The 23,360-nt window shown below is 65.6% G+C and carries 20 protein-coding genes; 3 read left to right on the plus strand and 17 right to left on the minus strand.

Annotation, left to right across the window (positions count from 1 at the left end; translation table 11 throughout):
• Positions 1-38: 38 nt before the first annotated feature.
• On the minus strand, positions 39-2,429 hold the full coding sequence (gene ppsA / locus KVP10_RS01790; protein ID WP_217962746.1) for a phosphoenolpyruvate synthase: 2,391 nt from the start codon (positions 2,427-2,429) through the stop codon (positions 39-41).
• A 349-nt stretch (positions 2,430-2,778) separates the two neighbouring features.
• Here ppsA and ppsR point away from each other — a divergent pair, with 349 nt between their 5' ends.
• Positions 2,779-3,612 (plus strand): posphoenolpyruvate synthetase regulatory kinase/phosphorylase PpsR, encoded by an 834-nt coding sequence (gene ppsR / locus KVP10_RS01795; protein WP_217962747.1) that lies wholly within the window; start codon positions 2,779-2,781, stop codon positions 3,610-3,612.
• Positions 3,613-3,789: 177 nt separating this feature from the next.
• Here ppsR and KVP10_RS01800 read toward each other — a convergent pair whose 3' ends face one another.
• From KVP10_RS01800 to rpsB, 16 genes are all read right to left on the minus strand, one after another.
• Positions 3,790-4,584: a TrmH family RNA methyltransferase gene (locus KVP10_RS01800; RefSeq protein WP_217962748.1), complete on the minus strand. Its 795-nt coding sequence runs from the start codon at positions 4,582-4,584 to the stop codon at positions 3,790-3,792.
• Positions 4,585-4,598: 14 nt separating this feature from the next.
• Positions 4,599-5,216 carry a ribonuclease HII gene (gene rnhB, locus KVP10_RS01805; protein ID WP_217962749.1) on the minus strand — a complete coding sequence of 206 codons (618 nt, stop codon included), beginning with the start codon at positions 5,214-5,216 and terminating at the stop codon, positions 4,599-4,601.
• Positions 5,203-6,384 carry a lipid-A-disaccharide synthase gene (gene lpxB, locus KVP10_RS01810; protein ID WP_217962750.1) on the minus strand — a complete coding sequence of 394 codons (1,182 nt, stop codon included), beginning with the start codon at positions 6,382-6,384 and terminating at the stop codon, positions 5,203-5,205. Before lpxB ends, rnhB begins: the two co-directional genes overlap by 14 nt.
• Before the next feature lie 48 nt (positions 6,385-6,432).
• Positions 6,433-7,233: an acyl-ACP--UDP-N-acetylglucosamine O-acyltransferase gene (gene lpxA / locus KVP10_RS01815; protein ID WP_217962751.1), complete on the minus strand. Its 801-nt coding sequence runs from the start codon at positions 7,231-7,233 to the stop codon at positions 6,433-6,435.
• Entirely contained in the window at positions 7,233-7,685 is a 453-nt protein-coding gene (gene fabZ, locus KVP10_RS01820) for a 3-hydroxyacyl-ACP dehydratase FabZ (RefSeq protein WP_217962752.1), read from the minus strand. The genes lpxA and fabZ overlap by 1 nt, the downstream gene beginning before the upstream one ends.
• Before the next feature lie 83 nt (positions 7,686-7,768).
• Complete coding sequence (lpxD, locus tag KVP10_RS01825; RefSeq protein ID WP_217962753.1) at positions 7,769-8,884, minus strand: UDP-3-O-(3-hydroxymyristoyl)glucosamine N-acyltransferase; 1,116 nt, start codon at positions 8,882-8,884, stop codon at positions 7,769-7,771.
• Positions 8,885-9,460, minus strand: coding sequence for an OmpH/Skp family outer membrane protein (locus KVP10_RS01830; protein ID WP_217962754.1), 576 nt, complete (start codon positions 9,458-9,460; stop codon positions 8,885-8,887).
• A 63-nt stretch (positions 9,461-9,523) separates the two neighbouring features.
• On the minus strand, positions 9,524-11,857 hold the full coding sequence (gene bamA / locus KVP10_RS01835; protein WP_217962755.1) for an outer membrane protein assembly factor BamA: 2,334 nt from the start codon (positions 11,855-11,857) through the stop codon (positions 9,524-9,526).
• A 53-nt stretch (positions 11,858-11,910) separates the two neighbouring features.
• On the minus strand, positions 11,911-13,245 hold the full coding sequence (rseP, locus tag KVP10_RS01840; protein ID WP_217962756.1) for an RIP metalloprotease RseP: 1,335 nt from the start codon (positions 13,243-13,245) through the stop codon (positions 11,911-11,913).
• Positions 13,246-13,309: 64 nt separating this feature from the next.
• Entirely contained in the window at positions 13,310-14,509 is a 1,200-nt protein-coding gene (locus KVP10_RS01845; RefSeq protein ID WP_217962757.1) for a 1-deoxy-D-xylulose-5-phosphate reductoisomerase, read from the minus strand.
• Positions 14,506-15,369 (minus strand): phosphatidate cytidylyltransferase, encoded by an 864-nt coding sequence (locus KVP10_RS01850; protein WP_217962758.1) that lies wholly within the window; start codon positions 15,367-15,369, stop codon positions 14,506-14,508. The genes KVP10_RS01845 and KVP10_RS01850 overlap by 4 nt, the downstream gene beginning before the upstream one ends.
• A gap of 12 nt (positions 15,370-15,381) precedes the next feature.
• Positions 15,382-16,140 (minus strand): polyprenyl diphosphate synthase, encoded by a 759-nt coding sequence (uppS, locus tag KVP10_RS01855; RefSeq protein WP_217962759.1) that lies wholly within the window; start codon positions 16,138-16,140, stop codon positions 15,382-15,384.
• Positions 16,141-16,166: 26 nt separating this feature from the next.
• A complete protein-coding gene (frr, locus tag KVP10_RS01860; protein ID WP_217962760.1) occupies positions 16,167-16,727 on the minus strand; it encodes a ribosome recycling factor in 561 nt (186 codons plus the stop codon).
• A gap of 13 nt (positions 16,728-16,740) precedes the next feature.
• Positions 16,741-17,457, minus strand: a complete 717-nt coding sequence (pyrH, locus tag KVP10_RS01865) for a UMP kinase (RefSeq protein ID WP_217962761.1) — start codon at positions 17,455-17,457, stop codon at positions 16,741-16,743.
• A gap of 157 nt (positions 17,458-17,614) precedes the next feature.
• Positions 17,615-18,493, minus strand: coding sequence for a translation elongation factor Ts (gene tsf / locus KVP10_RS01870; RefSeq protein ID WP_217962762.1), 879 nt, complete (start codon positions 18,491-18,493; stop codon positions 17,615-17,617).
• 114 nt (positions 18,494-18,607) lie between these two features.
• A complete protein-coding gene (gene rpsB / locus KVP10_RS01875) occupies positions 18,608-19,357 on the minus strand; it encodes a 30S ribosomal protein S2 (protein ID WP_217962763.1) in 750 nt (249 codons plus the stop codon).
• 455 nt (positions 19,358-19,812) lie between these two features.
• Here rpsB and map point away from each other — a divergent pair, with 455 nt between their 5' ends.
• Together map and KVP10_RS01885 are read left to right on the plus strand one after the other, a co-directional pair.
• Positions 19,813-20,625 carry a type I methionyl aminopeptidase gene (map, locus tag KVP10_RS01880; RefSeq protein ID WP_217962764.1) on the plus strand — a complete coding sequence of 271 codons (813 nt, stop codon included), beginning with the start codon at positions 19,813-19,815 and terminating at the stop codon, positions 20,623-20,625.
• A 19-nt stretch (positions 20,626-20,644) separates the two neighbouring features.
• Complete coding sequence (locus tag KVP10_RS01885; RefSeq protein WP_217962765.1) at positions 20,645-23,230, plus strand: [protein-PII] uridylyltransferase; 2,586 nt, start codon at positions 20,645-20,647, stop codon at positions 23,228-23,230.
• Positions 23,231-23,360 lie beyond the last annotated feature (130 nt).

The raw sequence follows: 23,360 nt of genomic DNA on the forward strand, positions 1-23,360 counted from the left end.
CCGCCCCGGCCGGTACGACCGGGGCCCCCGAGGCGGCCTCAGGCGGCGTCCTGCAGCGAGCGCTCTTCCTGGGCCAGGCGCTGCCAGGTGTCGACCACGGTGTCGGGGTTGAGCGACATCGACAATATGCCTTCGTCGCGCAGCCACAGCGCCAGGTCGATGTGGTCGCTGGGGCCCTGGCCGCAGATGCCCACGTATTTGCCGGCGGCCAGGCAGGCCTTGATGGCCCGGCTCAACATGAACTTGACGGCCTCGTCGCGTTCGTCGAAATCGGCCGCCAGCAGTTCCATGCCGGAATCGCGGTCCAGGCCCAGCGTGAGCTGGGTCATGTCGTTCGAGCCTATCGAGAACCCGTCGAAATATTGCAGGAACTTGTCAGCCAGCAAGGCGTTGGACGGCACTTCGCACATCATGACCAGCCGCAGGCCGTTCTCGCCGCGCGCCAGGCCATGGCGCGCCAGCAGCTTGATGACCTTGTCGGCCTGCTGCAGCGTGCGCACGAACGGCACCATGATCTCGACATTGGTCAAGCCCATGTCGTCGCGCACTTTCTTCAGGGCCTCGCATTCCATGCGGAAGCATTCCTCGAACTCGGCCGAGATATAGCGCGAGGCGCCGCGAAAGCCCAGCATCGGGTTTTCTTCCTCGGGCTCGTAGCGCGAGCCGCCCACCAGCTTGCGGTATTCGTTGGACTTGAAGTCCGACAGGCGCACGATGACCGGCTTGGGGTAGAAAGCCGCGGCGATGGTGGCTACGCCCTCGGCCAGCTTTTCCACGAAGAAGGCGCGCGGGCTTGCGTAGCCGCGTGCCGCCGATTCGACGGCCTTTTTCAGGTCGCTGTCGACGTTCGGGTAATCGAGCACCGCCTTGGGGTGCACGTTGATATTGTTGTTGATGATGAACTCGAGTCGCGCCAGGCCCACGCCCTGGTTGGGGATCTGCGAGAAATCGAAGGCCAGTTGCGGGTTGCCGACGTTCATCATGATCTTGACGCCGACCTCGGGCATCTCGCCCCAGCGCACTTCCTCGATCTCGGTCTCGATCAGGCCGTCGTAGATGCGGCCCTCGTCGCCCTCGGCGCAGGACACCGTGACTTCGTGGCCGTTGTCGAGCACCGAGGTGGCATTGGCGCAGCCGACCACCGCCGGTATGCCGAGCTCGCGCGCGATGATGGCCGCGTGGCAGGTGCGCCCGCCGCGGTTGGTGACGATGGCCGAAGCCAGCTTCATGACCGGTTCCCAGTTGGGATCGGTCATGTCGGTGACCAGCACGTCGCCGGCCCGGACCTGGTCCATTTCGGAGATATCGGCCACGATGCGCACCGTGCCCGAGCCGATCTTCTGGCCGATGGCACGGCCCGTGACCAGCACTTCGCCGGTGGCCTTCAGGCGATAGCGTTCCTGCACGTCGTGCTGGCTCTGCTGCGAGCGCACGGTCTCGGGCCGAGCCTGCAGGATGTAGATCTTGCCGTCGATGCCGTCGCGGCCCCATTCGATGTCCATCGGCCGCTTGTAGTGCTGCTCGATGATGACGGCATAGCGGGCCAGCTCGATGACCTCGTCGTCGGTCAGCGAATAGCGGTTGCGCTCGGATACCGGCACATCCACCGTGCGCACCGCCACCCCGGCGGTACGCTCGGGGTCGAATTCCATCTTGATCAGCTTGGAGCCTATGCGCCGGCCGATGATGGGATAGTGGCCGCTGGCCAGCGTGGGCTTGAAGACGTAGAACTCGTCAGGATTCACGGCGCCCTGCACCACCGTCTCGCCCAGCCCGTAGGACGAAGTGATGAACACCACGCCGTCGAAGCCCGATTCGGTGTCCAGGGTGAACATCACGCCCGCGCTGCCGCGGTCGGAACGCACCATGCGCTGCACGCCCGCGGATAAAGCCACGTCGGCATGCTCATAGCCTTTGTGCACGCGATAGGAAATCGCGCGATCGTTGTACAGCGAGGCGAACACGTGGCGGATTTTTTCCAGCACGTCGTCGATGCCCACTACATTCAGATAGGTTTCCTGCTGGCCCGCGAAGGAAGCATCGGGCAGGTCTTCGGCCGTCGCCGAGGAACGCACCGCGAAGGAGCCCTTGCCGTCGGCGTCGAGCTGCGCGAAGGCCTCGCGGATGGCCTGTTCGAATTGCGCGGGGAACGGCGTATCGATGACCCACTGGCGGATTTCCGAGCCGGCCGCAGCGAGCGCCCGCACGTCATCGGCATCGAGCGCGTCGAGCCGCTCGTTGATGCGCGTATCCAGCCCCGTGGATTTCAGGAAATCGCGAAAGGCGTCTGCCGTGGTGGCGAAACCGCCAGGCACCCGGACTCCGGCGTCCGAGAGCTGGCTGATCATTTCCCCGAGTGATGCGTTCTTGCCTCCTACCGAGTCTACGTCCGACATGCGGAGCCGCTCGAAAGACACTACGTAAGACATAAAGTCACCTTTGAACTATATAAAGAAAGCGTGTTTGCCAAGCACACGGCATGCAGCCCGCAACGCGGACCCATGCGCTAAGCAAACCGGCCTTGCCCCGGCCGAAGGCGACTGTTACTCTAGGAGCCCGCTGGACAAGTCGCCGCGCCGCACGCTATTTGTGGCTACGGGCCGCCTGCGGCGCTGCAAATCCTCGCGACAGCTACCGGCCATCGCAGTTGTTTGCGCCTTGCATCAGACCCGGATCCACGGCGCCTGCCTGCCGCCCGACTCGTTCAGAAGATCCCTTGATTCCTTCGGATTGTACCGTTTCCTCCGCCCCAGCGCCCGCCCTATCACACTCGCTCACATGGCCGACCCACTCATGCAACGCACGGTGTTCATCGTCTCGGACAGCACCGGCATTACCGCCGAAACATTCAGTCACTCGGTGCTTTCCCAGTTCGAACAGATCGAATTCGAACAGATACGCATGCCGTTCATCGACAGCGCCCGCAAGGCCTCCGAGGCGGCCCAGCGCATCAATCGCTGCGCCGAAGAGCAAAACCAGCCGCCGCTGGTGTTCAGCACGCTGGTCGACCCCGATATCGCCCTGCTCATCCGCCAGGCGAACTGTACCTTCCTGGACCTGTTCGGAACCTTCGTGCAGCACATCGAGACCGCGCTGGGCGTCAAGCCCAGCCATTCGATAGGCCGTTCGCACATGGGCGGCCTGTCCAAGCAGTACAACAACCGCATCGAGGCCATCAACTTCAGCCTGGCGCACGACGACGGCCAGTTCGTGCACGGCCTGGAACAGGCCGACGTCATCCTCATCGGCGTCTCGCGCTGCGGCAAGACCCCCACCAGCCTGTACCTGGCCATGCAGTACGCCATCAAGGCGGCCAATTTCCCGCTCATCCCCGAGGATTTCGACCGCGGTTCGCTGCCCGCCACCCTGGCGCCGTTCCGGCGCAAGCTGTTCGGCCTGTCCATCCAGGCCACGCGGCTGGCCGAAGTACGCAACGAACGCCGCCCCAACAGCCAATACGCCTCGCTCAAGCAGTGCCGCCACGAGGTCGCCTCCGCCGAGCGCCTGATGCGCATGGAAGGCATACCATGGCTGTCGACTACCACCAAGTCGATCGAGGAAATCTCCACCAAGGTGCTGGAAGAAGTAGGCCTGAATCGGCGCGCCTATTGATTGAGTCATAGTCCTGCGATTGAGCTACAGTCCCGCTACGCCAGGCTCGGGGCTGTAGCTGCCGTGGGGCACTGCCAGAAATGCAAAGCGCGACCGCTCGTTTCGGGGCCAGGCGCGCGTCTCGCGGCGCGGGCCGTGCGCCAAAGACTGCGTGTCGCCCGCGCGCCGCCGGCGCGCTCAAGCCTTGCTGGCAGAATGCAGCAAACCCTGGCGGCGTTGCTCGAACAGGCAGACCGCGGCGGCGGCGGCGACGTTCAGTGATTCGACCCGCTCGGCCTGCGGGATGAAGATCTTCAGGTCGGCCCGCTGCAGCAAGGCCGGATCCACGCCCCGACCCTCGTTGCCGAAGAGCCAGGCGCAGCGCTCGGGCAGCGCCTGCGCATATAGGGATACGCCGTCCTGCAGGCTGGTGGCCAGCAGCGGCACCGCCAGCCGCGCATGCTCGGCCGCCAGGTCGACATGCTCGTAGATCGCCATGGCGAAATGCGCGCCCTGGGCGCTGCGCAGCACCTTGGCGGACCAGGCCGCGGCGCAGCCTGGCGACAGGTACGCATGGCCCACGCCCGCGGCGGCCGCGGTGCGCAGCAGCGTGCCCACATTGCCCGGGTCCTGGACCCGGTCCAGCCACAGGCAGTTTTGGTCGACGCGCCCCGGACGCTGCGGCTGGGGCACGTCGACCAGGAAGCACACGCCCTGGTCCTGGCCGACCGGCGACAGCGCCCGCATCAGCGCCGGCTCGCAGCTCGCGCAGGCGCTGCCCCCAGAGCGAACCAAGGCTTCAAGTTCTCCGCCCTGCTCGCGTGCCAGCAAGGCGGCATCGAAGAGCGCGAAGCGCGGCGCGCCGTAGCGTGCCGCCCACTCCTGGCACAGATGCACCCCTTCGAGCACGGCCTGGCTGCCGCGATGATGCCCCTCGGACAGGCGCAGCAGCAGCTTGTATTCCGGATTGCTGCGCGAACTGATGTGCTTCATGTGGAAAGCCGCCCCTACGCCGCGCCGGCTGCGTCGGCATAAAACTGCCTGATCGGTGCGAAGCTGCGGCGGTGCGCGGGACAAGGCCCGTGGGCCTGCAGGCGCGCCATGTGCAGTGCAGTGCCGTAGCCCTTGTGGCGATCGAAACCGTAGTCCGGGTACTGCCGGTGCAGCAAGAGGCAGTCCGCGTCCCTGGCCGTCTTGGCGAGGATCGATGCGGCCGAGATGGCGGCAATCTTAGCATCGCCCTTGACGATGGCCTCAGCCATGCAGGCCAGGCCCGCGGGAACCTTGTTGCCGTCGATCTGCGCCAAGTCCGGCGCCAGGGCCAGGCCGGCGCAGGCGCGCCGCATCGCCAGCATGCTGGCCTGCAGGATATTGATGCTGTCGATTTCCTCGACGCTGGCGCTGGCGACGCACCAGGCCAGGCTGCGCTCGTGTATCAGGCAGGCCAGTTCTTCGCGGCGACCCGCGCTCAAGGCCTTGGAATCGGCCAGGCCGACGATGGGCCGCGCAGGATCGAGAATGACCGCGGCGGCGAACACGGGGCCCGCCAGCGGCCCCCTGCCGGCCTCGTCCACGCCCGCCACCCTGAGGGCCTGCGGCATGCCGAACAGATCACGCTGCCCCATGGCCCGCCTGTTCCAGAATGGCGCGCGCGGCCAGCGCGGGAGTATCGCGCCGCAAATCGAGATGCAGGGCCGCGAAGCGCCGGACGATCTCCTGCGCATAGGGCTCGTCGGTCAGCGCCCGCCACGCGGCGTCCGCCAGGGCCTCGGGCGTGGCTTCGTCCTGCAGCAGTTCCGGCACCACGAAATCGCGCAATAGCACATTGGGCAAGCCGACCCAGGGCACATACGGCTTGGCCTGGCCCGACTTCCATTCCATCAGGCGCCGCATGGCCGGCGACAGCACGTACGAGATGACCATCGGCCTCTTGAACAAGGCCGCCTCCAGGGTCGCGGTGCCGCTGGCAGCCAGGACGGCGTCGGCCGCCTCCATGGCGTCCCAGGCGACCGGGCGCACGGCGTCCACAGCCCCTTGCAGCAGGCGCAGGCCTGGCACCGGCAGGCGCCGCAGCAGCGCCTCGAATTCGGCGCGCCGCTGGGCATTGACCATGGGCACGAGCACGACCAGGCCGGGATCGCGCTGCAGCAAGCGCTGCGCAGCCTGCAGGAAACGCGGGCCCAGCAGGCGGATTTCCGAGCCCCGGCTGCCCGGCAGCAAGGCCAGCACGCGCGCCTCGGGGTCCAGGCCCAGGGCGCGCCGCGCACCGGCCTGGTCCGGCTCCAGCGGGATGCGGCTGGCCAGCGGATGCCCGACATAGGTCACCGGCACGCCTTCCTTGCGATAGATTTCTTCTTCGAAGGGAAACAGCACCAGCATGTGCGAGACCGCGGCGCGGATCTTGTGGATGCGTTCATAGCGCCAGGCCCATATCGAGGGTCCGACGAAATGCACCGTGGGCACGCCGGCTTGCCTGAGGCGCTGCTCCAGGCGCAGATTGAAATCGGGCGCGTCCACGCCGACGAATACATCGGGCCGCTCGCGCAGCCAGCGGTTGCGGGCGCCGAAGTAAGTCCCCAGCAAGCCCGGCAGGCGCTTGAAAGCATCGGCATAGCCGAACACCGTCAGGGCATGCATGGGATACCAGGTATCGAAGCCCGCGGCCTGCATGGCCGGGCCGCCTATGCCCGCGCAGGCGCAGCCTGGAGCCTGCGCGCGCAGGCCTTCGATGACGCTGGCGGCCAGCAGGTCGCCCGAAGGCTCGCCGGCCACCATGCCGATGCGCGCGCTCAAGGGCGCTCCTGCGCCGCCGCTAGGCATGGAAGGTTCTCCGGGCGGCGCTCATTGCGCCCGCGCGATGCCCCGCGTCGAGGCTTTGAGGAAGTCGACGAGCACCTGTACGGCCTGGCGGGACTCGGGGTGCTGCCGCTGCAGCTCGGCCATTTGCTCGACGGCCTGCTCGACGCTGAGCTGGCGGCGATAGAGCAGCTTGTAGGCTTCTTTGAGCACGCCTATGGTCTCGGCGCTGTAGCCGCGCCGGCTCAGGCCTTCGGAATTGATGCCCACCGGCCGGAAGGGGTCGCCTGCGCCGATGATGTAGGGCGGGATGTCCTGGCGGATGGAACTGGTGCCGCCGATCATGGTGTGCGCGCCGATGCGCACGAATTGATGCGAGGCCGACAGGCCGCCGACGATGGCCCAGTCGTCGATGTGGATGTGCCCTGCCAGTTGCACGCTGTTGGCGATGACGGTGTGGCTACCGATCTGGCAATCGTGCGCGATGTGCACATAGGCCATGATCCAGTTGTCGTCGCCCAGGCGCGTCGTGCCCACGTCCTGCGCAGTGCCGGTGTTGATGGTCACGTACTCGCGCACGGTGTTGCCGTCGCCGATCTCGAGGCAGGTGGGCTCGCCCGCGTATTTCTTGTCCTGCGGCATGCCGCCTATCGAACAAAAGCGGTAGAAATTATTGTTGGCGCCGATGCGGGTATGCCCGTCGATCACGCAATGCGGCCCGACGATCGAGCCGGCGCCTATGCTGACGTGCTCGCCGATGATGCTGTAAGGCCCCACGCTGACGTCGACCGCGAGCTGGGCGCCCGGTGCCACGATGGCGGTAGGATGAATCAGGCTGCTGGTCATCAATCTTCCAGTACGCGTATGGCGCACATGAGCTTGGCCTCGGCCGCGACCTGGCCATCGACCAGGGCCTTGCCCGAATATTTACAGATGCTGCGGCTGATGCGCTCGGCCACGACCTCGATGCGCAACTGGTCGCCCGGCAGCACCGGCCTGCGGAACCGCGCCCCGTCCACGCCCACGAGGTAATAGGCGATCTTGTGGTCCACGGGATTGACTTCGCTGTCGTCCTCGAACGAAAACAGGGCCGCGGCCTGCGCCATGGCCTCGATGATGAGCACCCCCGGCATGACCGGGTGATGCGGGAAGTGCCCCGTGAAGAACGGCTCGTTCATGGACACGTTCTTGAGCGCCACGATGCTCTTGCCGGGGACCATGTCCAGCACCCGGTCTATCAGCAGCATCGGATAGCGATGCGGCAACCGGTCCATGATTCCCTTGATGTCGAGTTCCATTTTTTAATCCTGAGAGCAAGAAATTTTTTTATGCACTGCTGCTGTCATATGCCGCCTTACCCAGGCGCCTTGCGGCGCAAGCGTCATTGCGGCGGCGTATCGGTTTGCGTGTTTTCCAGCGCGCGCACCCGCTTCCTGAGCTGGGCCAGTTGCGAAATGACCGCCGCATTGCGCTGCCACTGCGCATGCGTGTCGTAGGGGTAGACGCCGGTGTAGCGTCCGGGCCGCGCCACATTGGAGGTGATGGCGGTGCCGCCGGAGACGTGCACGTCGTCGCCCAGCACCAGGTGCCCCGATATCATCGACGCGCCGCCTATGGTGCAGCGCCGCCCGATATGGGTTGAGCCGGCGATGCCGACGCAGGCCGCCATGGCGGTATGTTCGCCGATCGTCACGTTGTGCGCGACCATGATCTGGTTGTCGAGCTTGACCCCATTGCCGATGATCGTGTCTTCGATTGCGCCGCGGTCCACGGTGGTGTTGGCGCCGATCTCTACGTCGTCGCCGACCCGCACCCCGCCTATCTGCGCGATTTTCGCCCAGGCGCCGCTGGACTGGCGCGGATCCGGCGCGAAGCCGAAGCCGTCGGCGCCCAGTACGGCCCCGGAATGAAGAATGGCGCGATCCCCGACGCTGACGCCGTGGTACAGCGTCACGCGCGCATGCAGCAGGCAATCCTTGCCCAGCGTCGACCCGGCGCCGACGATGCAGGCGGGGCCCAGGCGCGTTCCGTCGCCGATGATGGCGCCGGCCTCGACGACGCAATGCGGGCCGATGCTGACTTCGCGGCCCAGCCGGGCCGTAGGGTCGACCACCGCGCTGGGATGGATGCCGGCCGGCAGGCCGGCAAGCCGGTGCCGATCGAACCATTGCGCCAGCAGCGCATACATGAGGTAAGGCTGGCTGCACAGCACCACCACGTAGGCGGCGGCCTGCCCGCGGGCGGAGAACTCGCGGTAGGCTTCGGCAGTCATGATGACGGCCGCCGCCTTGCAGGCGGTCAATTGCTCGTGCAGCTTCGGGTTGGCAAGAAAGCTGATCTCGGAGGGACCCGCACCCGACAGAGACCCCAGGCCGCGTATATGCACCGGCCCGGCTTGCGGAGCACCGAGAATCTCGGTGTCCAGTCCCGCGGTATTTGCCGCCGCCAGCAACTCATGCAAGGTGGGCGCCCGGTCGGGCGGCAGCAATACCGGCATTTAGTTGAGGGCCTTCAGGACCTGGTCGGTGATGTCCACGCGCGGGCTGACCGTGACCGCGTCCTGGATGATCAGGTCGTAACCTTGCGATTCGGCGATTTTCTTGATGGCCGCGTCGGCTTTTTCAACGATGCTCGAGAATTCTTCGTTGCGGCGACGGTTGAAGTCTTCCTGGAATTCGCGGCGCTTGCGCTGCAGGTCTGCATCCATGTCGGCCAGCTTGCGCTGGCGCTTGATGCGGTCGGACTCGGACAGCACGGGGGCGTCCTTGTCCAGCTTCTGGGCCTGGGCGCGCAGGTTGGCGGCAAGGCGCTGCAATTCCGTATCGCGGCTCTTGAATTCGGCTTCGATCTTGGCCTGGGCCGCCTTGGCCGGCTTGGAATCGCGCAGGATCCGCTCGGTGCTGACAAAGCCGATCTTGGTGCCTTGGGCCTGCGCCTTGGTGCTTTGGGCTTGCACCGTCGGCGTCGCCAGCACGCAAGCGGTACCTAGCGCTGCAGCCAGCGCCAGGGCGCGCTGCCCGCGACAGATTCCCTGCGATATCGCTGATACTTTTGATGCAATTTGAGACGTCATGAAAGCTCTACCTTCCTGGGAAGCCGAGAGAAAAAAGGATATTGTGCCACTAAACCAAGCACATCAAAAACCGGTGCCGATCTGGAACTGGAACGCCTGCTTGTTGTCGCCCGGTTTGGCATTGAGCGCACGGCCGTAGGACAACTGCAAGGGCCCCAGCGGCGACTGCCACGAGAAGCCCACGCCGGCGGAATAACGCCAGCCGCAAGGATCGTCGACGGAGTTGCCCGGGCCCGTGTAGCATTCGCCGCTGCCGTTGGACACCTTGCCGGCGTCGGAGAACAGGAACCAGCGCAGGCTGCGGTCGCGGCTCGCGCCCGGGAACGGCAGATATAGCTGCACGTTGCCGACGATACGCTGCGAGCCGCCCAGATAGTCGTTGGAGACCGGGTCGCGCGGGCCGAGCGAGGCGCCTTCGTAGCCGCGCACCGAGCCGATGCCGCCCGCGTAGACGTCCTTGATCACGGGGAACGGCTTGCCGCCGTATGCCTTGCCCCAGTCGACCAGGCCGTTGAAAGCCAGCGTGAAGCTGCGGCTCAGCGGCAGGTAATACTGCTCTTGCGCGCTGAGCATGTAGTACTTCAGGTCCATGGTGGAGAAATTGCCCGACAGCTTGGTGTAATTGCCCTTGGTGGGCGCCAGCGCGCTGTCGCGGGTGTCCTTGGACCAGCCCAGGTTGAAGATCGCGGCGTTCGTGGTACGGCCGTAGTCGTTGACGAAATCCACATAGGCCTGCGGCGGCGTGTCCAGCAGGTCGATGGTATTGCGCTCGAAGGTCACGCCGGCGAAGATCCGGTCGAATTCCGAGATGGGCACGCCGAAGTTCAGGCCTGCGCCGATCGCAGTCACCGCATAGGTGTTGTCGGTGTCGTCGAGGTTGTACGGCATGGTGCGGCGGTAGTACAGCGAGGTGGTCTTGCTGATGCCGTCCTTGGTCCAGTACGGGTTGGTGTGCGAGATCACCGCGGTGCGCTGCACCGAGCTGGTATTGGCCTGCAGGGACAAGGTATTGCCGCTGCCGAAGGCGTTGTCCTGGCTTATGCCGGCCGACAGCATGATCTTGTCGGTGGTGCCGTAGCCCACGCCGACATTGACCATGCCGGTGGGTTTTTCCTTGACGTCGACGTTCAGGTCGACCTGGTCGGGCGAGCCCGCCACCGGTGCGGTATGAATCTGGATGTCGTTGAAATAGCCCAGCCGGTCGATACGGTCGCGCGAGGTCTTGATGCTGTTGGCGTCGTACCAGGCGGCCTCTTGCTGGCGCATCTCGCGGCGCACGACCTCGTCGCGGGTGCGCGTGTTGCCGCCGATCTGGATGCGCCGCACGTAGACGCGGCGGCCCGGGTCGATATAGAAGGTCAGCGCCGCTTCGTGCTTGTCGCGGTCGAGCACCGGGTTGGGATTGACGTTGGCGAAGGCATAGCCCAGGCCGCCCAGGTAGTCGGTGATGGCCTTGGCGGTGGCGTTGGTCTTGGCCGCGGAAAAAGTCTCGCCCGCCTTGACCTGCACCATCTTCTGGATCTTGTCGTCCAGGCCCAGCAAGTTGCCGGCCAGCTTGACGCTGCTCAGCTTATACGGATGCCCTTCGTGGATGGTGAAGGTGATGTAGATATCCTGGCGGTTGGGCGAAATCGACACCTGCGGCGGCTCGGACGAATACTCGAGATAGCCGCGGTCGAGGTAGTACGAACGCAGGCGCTCGACGTCGCCTTCGAGTTTTTCGCGGGAATATTTGTCGGTGCCCGTATACCAGGTCATCATGCCCGGCGTGGTGAGCTGCAGCTCGTCGAGCAGCGTGCCTTCGGAGAAGGTCTTGTTGCCGACAATGGTGATCTGGCGGATCTTGGCCACGTCGCCTTCGAAAATATCGAAGCTGACCCCTACCCGGTTGCGTTCCAGGGGCGTGATGATCGGGTTGATGTCCACCCCGTACTTGCCCTTGGACAAATACTGCTGCTTGAGCTCGAACACCGCGCGGTCCAGCAGCGACTGGTCGAACACCCGGCCCTCGCCGAAGCCTACCTGGCTGAGCGACTGGACCATTTTCTTGGAATCGAATTCGTGCATGCCGTTGAACGACACCGACGCAATGGTGGGCCGTTCTTTGACCGACACCACCAGCACGTCGCCCTGCTCGTCGATCTTGACATCGTTGAACAGGCCCGAGGCATACAGGCGCTGGATGGCCTCGCTCGCCTTGGCCTCGGTGAACTGCTGGCCGACCTTGACCGGCAGGTAGCTGAACACCGTACCCACATCGACGCGCTGGATGCCGTTGACCCGTATGTCGCGCACCACGAACGGCGAGAATGCGCTGGCCGCACCAGGCGCCAGCAGTGCCGCCAGCAATATGGGCAGGACGCGCTTGGTGAAATTAGGGTTGCGGCATGGCGACATACTGGAAAATCCTTGGTCGATCAAATGGTGAAGGATTGTACGGCACAAGGGCCTTAGCTGAAAAGGCGGGAAAAGTCGTTGAAAAACGCCAGCACCATGAGGGCGCCGAGCAGGCCCAGCCCCACTTTCTGGCCGGTCTCGAGCCACTTTTCAGGCACAGGCCTGCCGCGCAGGATTTCAAGAACGTAATACATCAGGTGGCCGCCGTCCAGCAAGGGGATGGGCAGCAGGTTCAGTATGCCGATGCTAACACTGATCAGGGCCAGAAAACCCACGTAGGCGGCCAGGCCGACCCGCGCCGTCTGGCCGGCATAATCGGCGATGGTAACCGGCCCGCTGATGTTGCTCAATGACACCTGGCCCACCACCATGCGCCCCATCATTTTCAGGGACAGCCAGGCGGTATCGAAGGTGCGCCGCACGCCGCGCTGCAAACTCTGCAAGGGGCCGTAGCGTACGGTTACCATGGGTAATTCGCCGCCCAGCATTACGCCTATGCGGCCGATGCGCTTGCCGTCGGCGGCGCTGGCCGCCTGCGGCGTGACCGTCAGGGCGCGCACGGCGCCGTCGCGCCGCACCGTAAGGGCCAGGGGCTGGTCGGCGTGGGCCTGTATGACATGCACCATGGCGTCGGGGGAAGGATCCGCCTGGTCTCCCACGGCCAGCACGATATCGCCGGCGCGCAGCCCGGCGGCAGCGCCGGGGCTGCCCGCCGTTACCTGGGACACCAGAGGGCGAGGCGCGGCCAGGGACAGGCCGGCCAGTTCCATCGGGTCGCGGTCGGTGGAACCACCCGACACCGCGGACAGCGTCAGGGCGTGCTGCTCGCTGCGGCCGTCGGGGGTGCGCACTTCAAGTTCGGCGCGGCCTCCGACCGTAAGCGTGTCCAGCAGGCGCCAGCGCACTTCGGTCCAGGATTGCACCGCGGCGCCATCGACCCGCTCGATGCGGTCGCCGCGCGCCAGGCCCGCTACGGCCGCGGGACTGTGCGCCGGGGGCGCGGCCAGTACCGCGGCAGGCTCGCGCGTGCCCGCCAGGCTCAGCAAGGCGTACAGGATCACCGCCAGCAGCAGATTGGCCACGGGCCCAGCCAGCACGACGGCGAAGCGTTGCGCCACCGGCTTGCTGTTGAAGGCCTGGGCATTGAGCGCCGGGTCGCCGCCGGCAACCGGGTCGTCCAGCATTTTCACGTAACCGCCCAGCGGGATCGCCGACAGGGCCCATTCCGTGCCGTTGCGGTCGACGCGGCTGGCGAGCACCTTGCCGAAGCCCAGGGAGAAGCGCAGCACCTTGACCCCGCAGCGCCGCGCAACCCAATAATGCCCGAGCTCGTGGAAGGTGATCAGTATCCCGAGCGCGACGGCGAATGCAAGCAGAGTGAAAAGCATGGCGATCCAGTGGCCTCCCGGGGCGGCCGGACGCAAGTCCGCGCCGCGTGCCCGGCGGTGTACGTCATTTTACATGGCACAGGCCGGCGGCGACCCGGCGCGCCTCGCCATCCAGCGCCAGCACGTCCTCCAGGCTGTCCTGGGCGTCGTCGCGGCGGCCGGCCATGTGTTCCAGGCAGGCCTCGATGACCTGCGGAATCCGGGTATATCCCAGCGCCCCGGAAAGAAAACGTTCGACCGCGACTTCATTGGAGGCGTTCAGCGCGATGCAGGCGGCCTGCCCGTTGCGCAGCGCCTCGTAGGCCAGCCGCAGGCAGGGGAAGCGGCCGAAATCGGGCTCCGCGAAATCGAGCCGGCCCAGCGCGGCCAGCGACAACAGCCCTACCCCGCTGTCTATGCGCTGCGGAAAACCCAGCCCGTAGGCGATAGGGGTGCGCATATCGGGCTGGCCGAGTTGGGCCAGCACCGAGCCATCGTCGTACTCGACCATGGAATGCACCATGCTCTGGGGGTGTATCACCACTTGTATGCGGTCCACCGGCATGGAAAACAGCCAATGGGCCTCGATGACCTCGAGCCCTTTGTTCAGCATGGTGGCCGAGTCGACGGAGATCTTGCGCCCCATGCTCCAGTTGGGATGGGCGCAGGCCTGGTCGGGCGTGACGGCGTCGAGCAGCGCGAGATCGGTGGTGCGGAAAGGCCCGCCGGAGGCGGTCAGCAGCAGGCGCCGCACACCTGCGGCGGGCTGGTCCGACGCGCTGCCGCGGTAGGCCGCAGGCATGCACTGGAAGATGGCATTGTGCTCGCTGTCTATGGGCAGCAGCTCGGCGCCGTGCTCGCGCACCGCGGCCATGAAAAGCCCGCCCGCCGCCACCAGCGCCTCTTTGTTGGCCAGCAGCAGCCGCTTGCCGGCCCTGGCCGCGGCCAGGGCCGCCGGCAGGCCTGCGGCCCCGACGATGGCGGCCATGACGGTGGTGACTTCGGGGTCGGCCGCCGTCTCCGCCAGGGCCTGGGCCCCCACCCGAATTTCGGGCAGCGGCCGGCCGGCCGGCCAGGACCGTTCGAAGCGGCGCCTTGCGGCCTCGTCGGGCACGATCACGACCCGGGCGCCGCTGGCCCGGGCCTGCTCCGCGAGCCGCTCGATGCGGCTGTGCGCGCTCAGCGCGTACACGGACAAGGTATCGGCGTGGCGCGCGATGACGTCCAGCGTATTGGCGCCGATCGAACCGGTCGAGCCGAGTATGCAGACACGCTGCGTTTTCATGAGATCCATGCCCCCGTCAGCAGCAGCGCGATCGGGGCGACGGGCAGCAAGGCGTCGATCCGGTCATACACGCCGCCGTGGCCCGGCAGCAGGCCGCTGGAATCCTTCAGGCCGGCGCGCCGCTTCAGCAGGGACTCGAACAAGTCGCCGACGATGGACAGCGCGGCCAGCACGGCGGCGGCCACGACGGCTGCCCACCAGGGCATGCGCTGCAGCAGCGCCGCGCCGAAACTGCCCGGCCACCAGGCGCTGATCATGACCCAGGCCGTGGCAACGACCACGCCCGCGATCGCGCCTTCCCAGGTCTTGCCCGGGCTTACCCGGGGCGCGAGCTTGCGGCGGCCCCAGGCCCGGCCGGCAAAATAAGCGGCGATATCGGCGCACCAGATCAGCGCCAGCAGCGACACCAGGAACCAGGCGCCGTGCGCCAGGAACATCTGCACCAGGGCGCTCCAGACCACGACCACGGCCAGCACGCCGAACACGCTCAGGCATGCGCTGCCGCCGCGCGCCGCCACGTCGCCGCGCAACACCATGGCGGTGGCGCCCAGCACCCAGGCCGCGGAGACCAGCGGCACGAGCCAGCGATTCGATATATGCAACAGGGAATACGCCCATTGTGCGGGCGCGCCGCTCAGCCATTGCCGCGCCACGGTACACAGGACCAGGGCCAGCAAGATGCCCAGCACCGCGCCGGCGCGGCTGCCCGCGCCCGGCCAGCTCAATCGCAGCCATTCCCACAGCAGGCAGGCCGCGGCAAGCGTCAGCAGCAGCACCAGGGGCCAGCGGCTAGGGGCCAGCAAGGCGCCCAGCAGTACCGCCAACAGCACGATTGCGGTGATCACTCTTTGCTTGAGCATTGGCGGCGCGCCTCAGGAACCTGTGGAGACCTGGGCGCTGGTGCGTCCGAAACGGCGTTCGCGGCCCCGGTACCACTCGAAGGCCGCGTCGATTTCCTTGGAGCCGAAATCGGGCCAGTAGCCGTCGGTGAAATAGAGTTCGGTATAGGCCAGTTGCCAGATCAGGAAATTGGAGATGCGCTGTTCGCCGCCGGTGCGGATGAACAGGTCGGGCTCGGGGGCCCAGGCCATGGACAAATATTGGGCATACAAGGCCTCGTCGATGGCCTCGGGCGTGGCGGCCAGCTCGGGGCGGGCGCGCAGCAGGGCCCGCATGGCCTGGAGGATATCCCACCTGCCGCCGTAGTTGGCGGCGATCGTCAGGTTCAGCGAGGAATTGGCCGCCGTGCGCTGCTCGGCGGCATGTATCATCTGTTGCAGCTTGGGCTCGAAGGCGGACAGGTCGCCCACGACCCGCAGCCGCACGCCCTGCTGCTCGAGTTTGTCGACTTCTTTTTCCAGCGTCTGGATGAACAGCCGCATCAGCAGCGACACTTCTTCTTCGGGCCGGCGCCAGTTCTCGGAACTGAAGGCGAACAAGGTCAGGTATTCCACCCCGCGCTGGCCGCAGGCCTCCACCACGCGGCGCACCGCCTGCACGCCGCGCACATGGCCAGCGGTGCGGGGCAGGAAACGCCTGGTAGCCCAGCGCCCGTTGCCGTCCATGATCACCGCCAGGTGCCGTGGCACCGAGGCGTTAGACGGGATAGACAATGTAGAGCTTGTTACCATGCTGGCAGGCCGCGCGGGTACGGTCTTCAGACCGTCATGATCTCGGCTTCTTTCTGGGCGACGAGCTTGTCGATCTCGGCCACATTGCGGTCGGTCAGCTTCTGCACGTCGTCCTGGGCGCGACGCTCGTCGTCCTCGGAAATTTCCTTGTCCTTGACCAGCTTCTTGAAGGCATCGTTGGCTTCGCGGCGCAGATTGCGCACGGCGATCTTGGCGTCTTCGCCTTCGCCGCGCACCACCTTGGTCAGGTCGCGGCGCCGCTCTTCGGTAAGCGCTGGCATGGGCACGCGGATGGTTTCTCCCATGGACTGCGGATTCAGGCCCAGGTCGGAATCGCGTATGGCTTTTTCGACTATGGCCACCATCTTCTTTTCCCAGGGCTGCACATTGATCGTGCGGGCATCGATCAGGTTGACGTTGGCCACCTGGCTGACAGGAACCGGCGAGCCGTAGTAATCGACCGTGACGTGGTCCAGTATGCCGGCGTGCGCCCGTCCGGTGCGGATCTTGGACAGATTGACCTTGAGCGTGTCCAGCGATTTGGTCATGCGCGATTCGGCCGATTTCTTGATCTCTGCGAGGCTCATTGCAATTCCTTACTCAAACGTGGACCAGGGTGCCTTCGTCTTCACCGCCTACGATGCGCTTTAGCGCCCCGGGTTTATTGATGGAGAACACCTTGATGGGCAGCTTCTGGTCGCGGCACAGGGCAAAGGCGGTCGCGTCCATGACCTCGAGGCGGCGCACGATGGCTTCGTCGAAGCTGATGCGGGCATAGCGGGTCGCGCTGGGGTCTTTGTTCGGATCGGCGCTGTAGATGCCGTCGACCTTGGTCGCCTTGAGCACGATCTCGGCGCCGATCTCCGCGCCGCGCAGCGCCGCCGCGGTATCGGTGGTGAAGAACGGGTTGCCGGTGCCGGCCGCGAACACCACCACCTTGCCCTCTTCGAGATAGCGCAAAGCCTTGGGACGGATATAGGGCTCGACCACCTGGTCGATGTCCAGCGCCGACTGCACCCGGGTGTCGATGCCGCGGTGCTTGAGCGCGTCCTGCAGGGCCAGCGAATTCATGACCGTCGCCATCATGCCCATGTAGTCGGCGGTGGCGCGGTCCATGCCCTGGGCGCCGGGCGCCACACCGCGGAAGATATTGCCTCCGCCGATGACAATGGCCAGCTCGACCCCCAGCTCGGCGACCTCGGCGATTTCCTCGGTCATGCGCAGGATGGTCGCACGATTGATGCCGAAGGCATCGTCACCCATCAGCGCTTCGCCTGATAGCTTGAGCAATACGCGCTTGTACGATCTGGTTGTCATTGATAGCGTCCCGGATATTCGAACCAACGAAAGTGTAAGCCAGAGTCGGCGCGCATGCAGCGGCCGCCGTGGACAGGGGCCCGCGCGCACCGCAGAGCAGGTCTCTTGCGGCGGGCGCGGGCCTCAGGCCCGAGGCCTTGGCGCGCGGGCAGATGCCTCAGGCGTTGCCGGCTGCGGCTGCGGCCACTTCGGCGGCGAAATCCTCGACCTTCTTCTCGATGCCCTCGCCCACGACATACAGCGCGTAGCGGCTGATCGAGGCGTTCTTTTCCTTGAGCATCTGGGCCACGGTCTGCTTGTCGTTCTTGACGAACGGCTGGGACAGCAGCGTGACTTCCTTCAGGAATTTCTGCACCGAGCCTTCGACCATCTTGGTGACGATCTCGGCGGGCTTGCCCGACTCGGCGGCCTTCTGCTCGGCGACCGAGCGCTCGGCGTCGATGTCGGCCTGCGCCACGCCGCTGGCGTCCAGCGCCTTGGGCTTGGTGGCGGCGATATGCATCGCCAGGTCTTTGCCGATCTCGTCGGCGCCGCTGAAGTCGACGAGCACGCCGATCTTGCCGCCGTGCAGGTAGCTGGCCAGCTTCTGTTCAGTGGCGTAACGCTGGAAGCGGCGCACCGAGATGTTCTCGCCGATCTTGCCCACCAGGGCGGAGCGGGTGCTCTCGACACTGCCTTCACCCAGCGGCAAGGCGTTCAGGGCAGCCACGTCGGCCGGGTTGCTCTTGGCGACCAGCTCGGCCAGTTGATTGACGAAGCCGATGAAATCGTCGTTCTTGGCCACGAAGTCGGTCTCGCAATTGACTTCGATCAGCGCGCCCTGCTTGGCGTCGGCGGAAATATACAGGCCCACCAGGCCCTCGGCCGTGATGCGGCTGGCAGCCTTGCTGGCCTTGTTACCCAGTTTCACGCGCAGCAGTTCTTCGGCGCGAGCCATGTCGCCGTCGGCCTCGGTCAGGGCCTTCTTGCATTCCATCATGGGCGCGTCGGTCTTCTCGCGCAGTTCCTTGACCATCGTTGCGGTAATTTGAGCCAATTCGATTCTCCTGTTCAATAATTGCGCCCCGGGCGAGCCGGGGCACAAACACATGCGGGGCCGGGCCGCGCGCGACGCGGCCGGCACTGTCCGGGCTCGCCCGGCCGGATGCGTTTACTCGCGCTCTTCGTCGACTTCGACGAACTCTTCGCTGCCTTCGGTGATTTCTTCCACCAGGCCGTTGAGGTTCTGCTCGCGGCCTTCCAGCACTGCGTCGGCGATCCCGTGCGCATACAGCGCGATGGCCTTGGCGGAGTCGTCGTTGCCGGGAATCACATGCGCGATGCCTGCGGGCGAGTGGTTGGTGTCGACCACGGCAACCACGGGTATACCCAGCGTGCCCGCCTCGGCGACGGCGATCTTGTGGTAGCCCACGTCAATGACGAACAGGGCGTCGGGCAGCGTGTTCATGTCCTTGATGCCGCCGATCGCCTTGTTGAGCTTGGCCAGTTCGCGTTCGAACATCAGGGCTTCTTTCTTGCTCATGCGCTCGGTGGCGCCTTCGGCCTGGGCGGCTTCCATTTCTTTCAGGCGCTTGACCGAGCTCTTGACCGTCTTGAAGTTGGTCATCATGCCGCCGAGCCAGCGGTTGTCGACGTAGGGCATGCCGCAACGCTGCGCTTCGGCCGCAACCAATTCGCGCGCAGCGCGCTTGGTGCCGACGAACAGCACGGTGCCGCCACGGGCCACTACCTGGCGCACGAACTTGGTCGCTTCCTGGAACTTGGCGACGGTCTGCTCGAGGTTGATGATGTGGATTTTGTTGCGATGGCCAAAGATATAGGGGGCCATCTTGGGGTTCCAGTAACGGGTCTGGTGACCGAAGTGCACACCCGCTTCCAGCATTTCACGCATCAAGGACATAATATTCTCCGAGGGTTGGGTCTTGCGCCGGGCCGGGATTGGTACAATGGTCCAACACCCCGAGGCGGCCAGGCGCGCGATTTGCCGTAAAAATCAACTTACGCTTGCTTGCGCAAGTCAAATTCAAACGGCTGGTTTGCTTAGGTTGGTTTACCTACGTTGGTTTGCCTACGTTGGTTTGCCTACGTTTTTACTTACTGCCTACGCTTTACTGCTTTCGCGTTGCTTCATTATTTGCGATGCTTGCTGCATCTGTATTACTGCATCGATACTGCATATATAAAGCCTTGCAAGCTTTTATATATGTAAGATGTGTAAGGCATTGTCCGTGAACAATTCATGAACAACCCGTGAACATTGCCACAAGCACTGACACAATCTCTTAAAGCATCGCGGCCAATAAAGAAAGCCTATAATTCTACTATCTTTTTCGATTACCCATCAAGCCGCCTCCCATGAGCAGTATCGTTACCGACCCCGAAGACCTGAACAAAATGCGCGCCGCCTGCCGGGATGCGGCCAAAGTCCTGGATTTCCTCGCCCCGCACGTGCGCGCCGGCATCACCACCGGCGAACTCGACCGCCTGTGCATGGACTACATCACCAATGAACTCAAGGTCAAGTCGGCCACGGTCGGCTACGCCCCGCCGGGCTACCCGCCGTTCCCGGGCTCCATCTGCACCTCGGTCAACCACGTGATCTGCCACGGCATCCCGGGCGACAAGGTGCTCAAGAACGGCGACATCATGAATATCGACGTCACCATCATCAAGGACGGCTGGTTCGGCGACACCAGCCGCATGTACTACATCGGCGAACCGTCCATCCTGGCGCGGCGCCTGACCGAAGTCACCTATGACTGCATGTGGCTGGGCATCGAGCAGGTGCGCCCCGGCGCGACCCTGGGCGATATCGGCCACGCCATCCAGAAGTACGCCGAAGGCCAGGGCTTCTCGGTGGTGCGCGAATACTGCGGCCATGGCGTGGGGCGCAAGTTCCACCAAGACCCGCAGGTCCTGCACTACGGCAAGGCCGGCACGGGGGTCAAGCTGGTGCCGGGCATGATTTTCACCATCGAACCCATGATCAACGCCGGCCGCAAGGAAATCCGCCAGCTCGCCGATGGCTGGACGGTGGTGACCCGCGACCACAGCCTGTCGGCGCAATGGGAACACAGCATCCTGGTGACCGAAGACGGCTACGAGGTCCTGACCGTGTCCGACGGCATGCCCTCCCCTCCCGCCATCGTAAGCGCCGCCGCACACTGAACGACGCTGCCGCGCGGCCATGCGAGCGTCTGCCGCCTCTCTCCTGGCGCTCTTGCGGGCAAACCTGCAACGCAAGCGCCAGGAAGCCATCGCCCAGTTCCGTACGCACCTGCGGCCCGAACTGCTGCTGACAGCCTTGCGCAGGGCCGCCGACCAGGCCCTGCGCGAACTCATCAAGCTGTATCCCCTGCCGGCCCACGCGACCCTGGCCGCGGTCGGCGGCTATGGGCGCGGCGAACTCTATCCCTACTCGGACATCGACGTCCTGATACTGCTGCGCGACCCGCCCGACCAGGCCGACGCCCGCCTGCTCGAAGCGCTGGTAGCCGCGCTCTGGGACCTGGGGATGGATCTCGGGCACAGCGTGCGCACCATCGCGGACTGCCGGCGCGAAGCGGCCAACGACATCACGGTCGAGACCTCGCTCATGGAGGCGCGCTGGCTGGCCGGCAGCAAGGATTTGCTGCAAGCCCTGGCGCAAGCCATGACGGATCAAATGGACGCGCAGACCTTCTTCCAGGCCAAGCGCGCCGAAATGCAGCAGCGCCACGCCCGCCACCAGGACACGCCGTACGCACTGGAGCCCAATTGCAAAGAGGCCCCCGGCGGCCTGCGCGACCTGCAAGTCATTCTATGGCTGGCCCAGGCCTCGGGCCTGGGGCATACCTGGAAAGAGATCGCGCGCGCCCAGTTGCTCACCGCGGCGGAATACCGGTCGCTGCGCAAGGCCGACCTGGCGTTCAAGCGCCTGCGCATCGAGCTGCACCTGCTGACCGGCCGGCGCGAAGACCGGGTGCTGTTCGACCTGCAGCCGGCCCTGGCCGCGATCTACGGCTTCGAGCCGACGAAAACGCGCCGCCCCAGCGAGATCCTGATGCAGCGCTACTACTGGGCGGCGCGGGTGGTGAACCAGCTCAACGCCATCCTCATGCAGACCTTCGAGGAACGCCTGTTTCCGCAGCCCGACGCGCCGGTGCACCAGATCGACGACGACTTCTGCATGATCCAGAATCGCCTGGAAGTGTGCCGCGAAGACGGCTTCGAGCGCAAGCCCACCCTGCTGCTGCGCGCCTTCCTGGTCATACAAGAGCGGCCGGAACTGACCGGCCTGTCGGCGCGCACGCTGCGCGCCATGTGGCACGCACGCCGGCGCATCGACGCCCAATTCCGCAAGAACCCCGTCAACCGCAGGCTGTTCCTGCAGATCCTGCAACAGCCCCGCGGCATCGTGCATGCGCTGCGGCGCATGACCATGCTGAACATATTGCCGCGCTACCTGCCGGTGTTCCGCCGCATCGTCGGCCAGATGCAGCACGACCTGTTCCACGCCTACACCGTGGACCAGCACATCCTGATGGTGATACGCAACCTGCGTCGCTTCACCATGCCCGAGCACGCCCAGGAATACCCGCTGGCGAGCCAGCTCATGGCGGGCGTGGACCGGCATTGGCTGCTGTATGTGGCGGCGCTGTTCCACGACATCGCCAAGGGTCGCGGCGGCCATCACTCCGAGCTGGGGGCCCGCGACGCCTATCGCTTCTGCGTCGAGCACGGCCTGGACGCACAGGACACTGCGCTGGTGGAATTCCTGGTGCGCGAGCACCTGACCATGTCGGCCTATGCCCAGAAGCGCGACCTGAGCGACCCCAAGGTGGTGCATGAATTCGCCGGCATCGTGCGCGACGAGCGCCGGCTCACCACGCTGTACCTGCTGACAGTGGCCGATATCCGCGGCACCAGCCCCAAGGTGTGGAATTCCTGGAAAGGCAAGCTGCTCGAAGACTTGTACCACCAGACCCTGCTCGCCCTGGGCGGCTCGCAGCCCGACACCGGCACCGTGCTCAGCCAGCGCAAAGAAGCCGCCGCGGCCGAGACCCGCCTCATGGGCCTGCGCGACGAAAGCCGCGAAGCCTTCTGGCGGGAACTGGATGTGGCCTATTTCCTGCGCCACGAAGCCTCCGAGATCGCCTGGCACACGCGCCACCTGTACTACCGCGCCAATAGCCCGGAGCCCGTCGTCAAGGCGCGCATCGCCGGTGCCGGCGCAGGCCTGCAGATCATGGTCTACACGCGCGACACCGCGGACCTGTTCGTGACCCTTTGCGGCTACTTCGACCGGCGCGGGCTGAGCGTGCAGGACGCGCGCATCCACACCACCCGGCACGGCTGGGCGCTGGACAGCTTCGTGGTATTGCCGCCGCCGCATGAAAAAGACCTGCGCTCGCGGGCCTCGCAGGTCGAGCATGAACTGGCCGCGCTGCTCGCCGGCGGCGAGACGCTGCGCCATGCCGGCACGCCGCCGCGGCGCGCCGGCTCGCGCCGCGCCCGCGTGTTTCCCATCGTGCCCAACATCGAGCTGCAGCCCGACGAAAACAGCGCCTCGTGGCGCCTGTCGATCACCGCGTCCGACCGTCCCGGGCTGCTGTACGGGCTGGCGCAAGCCTTTGCGGAACACGGCGTCAATCTCAAGATGGCCAAGGTCATGACCCTGGGCGATCGCGTCGAAGACGTCTTCATCATCGAAGGCAGCGTCCTGGGGCACCCGCGCCTGCAACTGCAGTTCGAGCGCGGCCTGCTGTCCCGCCTCGACGAGTCGGGCACTTGAGGAACGCGGCCACGATCGGCGCTTGTGCGCCGCTGCGCGCCGCCGCCACGCCGACGATGCCTGCGGCTGCGCGTACGATGCGCCCCGCCGCTGCAAGCCCATGGGTATGATAGCGAAACCGTTCCGCGAG

It is taken from the genome of Candidimonas humi (assembly GCF_019166065.1).
Lineage (GTDB): Bacteria > Pseudomonadota > Gammaproteobacteria > Burkholderiales > Burkholderiaceae_B > Candidimonas > Candidimonas humi.

What these genes read in the sequence shown, in the direction of transcription:
- ppsA (WP_217962746.1), bottom strand. Translation starts at nt 2,429, where the DNA reads ATGTCTTACGTAGTGTCTTTCGAGCGGCTCCGCATGTCGGACGTAGAC.
- ppsR (WP_217962747.1), top strand. Translation starts at nt 2,779, where the DNA reads ATGGCCGACCCACTCATGCAACGCACGGTGTTCATCGTCTCGGACAGC.
- KVP10_RS01800 (WP_217962748.1), bottom strand. Translation starts at nt 4,584, where the DNA reads ATGAAGCACATCAGTTCGCGCAGCAATCCGGAATACAAGCTGCTGCTG.
- rnhB (WP_217962749.1), bottom strand. Translation starts at nt 5,216, where the DNA reads ATGGGGCAGCGTGATCTGTTCGGCATGCCGCAGGCCCTCAGGGTGGCG.
- lpxA (WP_217962751.1), bottom strand. Translation starts at nt 7,233, where the DNA reads ATGACCAGCAGCCTGATTCATCCTACCGCCATCGTGGCACCGGGCGCC.
- fabZ (WP_217962752.1), bottom strand. Translation starts at nt 7,685, where the DNA reads ATGGAACTCGACATCAAGGGAATCATGGACCGGTTGCCGCATCGCTAT.
- lpxD (WP_217962753.1), bottom strand. Translation starts at nt 8,884, where the DNA reads ATGCCGGTATTGCTGCCGCCCGACCGGGCGCCCACCTTGCATGAGTTG.
- KVP10_RS01830 (WP_217962754.1), bottom strand. Translation starts at nt 9,460, where the DNA reads ATGACGTCTCAAATTGCATCAAAAGTATCAGCGATATCGCAGGGAATC.
- bamA (WP_217962755.1), bottom strand. Translation starts at nt 11,857, where the DNA reads ATGTCGCCATGCCGCAACCCTAATTTCACCAAGCGCGTCCTGCCCATA.
- rseP (WP_217962756.1), bottom strand. Translation starts at nt 13,245, where the DNA reads ATGCTTTTCACTCTGCTTGCATTCGCCGTCGCGCTCGGGATACTGATC.
- KVP10_RS01845 (WP_217962757.1), bottom strand. Translation starts at nt 14,509, where the DNA reads ATGAAAACGCAGCGTGTCTGCATACTCGGCTCGACCGGTTCGATCGGC.
- KVP10_RS01850 (WP_217962758.1), bottom strand. Translation starts at nt 15,369, where the DNA reads ATGCTCAAGCAAAGAGTGATCACCGCAATCGTGCTGTTGGCGGTACTG.
- uppS (WP_217962759.1), bottom strand. Translation starts at nt 16,140, where the DNA reads ATGGTAACAAGCTCTACATTGTCTATCCCGTCTAACGCCTCGGTGCCA.
- frr (WP_217962760.1), bottom strand. Translation starts at nt 16,727, where the DNA reads ATGAGCCTCGCAGAGATCAAGAAATCGGCCGAATCGCGCATGACCAAA.
- pyrH (WP_217962761.1), bottom strand. Translation starts at nt 17,457, where the DNA reads ATGACAACCAGATCGTACAAGCGCGTATTGCTCAAGCTATCAGGCGAA.
- rpsB (WP_217962763.1), bottom strand. Translation starts at nt 19,357, where the DNA reads ATGTCCTTGATGCGTGAAATGCTGGAAGCGGGTGTGCACTTCGGTCAC.
- map (WP_217962764.1), top strand. Translation starts at nt 19,813, where the DNA reads ATGAGCAGTATCGTTACCGACCCCGAAGACCTGAACAAAATGCGCGCC.
- KVP10_RS01885 (WP_217962765.1), top strand. Translation starts at nt 20,645, where the DNA reads ATGCGAGCGTCTGCCGCCTCTCTCCTGGCGCTCTTGCGGGCAAACCTG.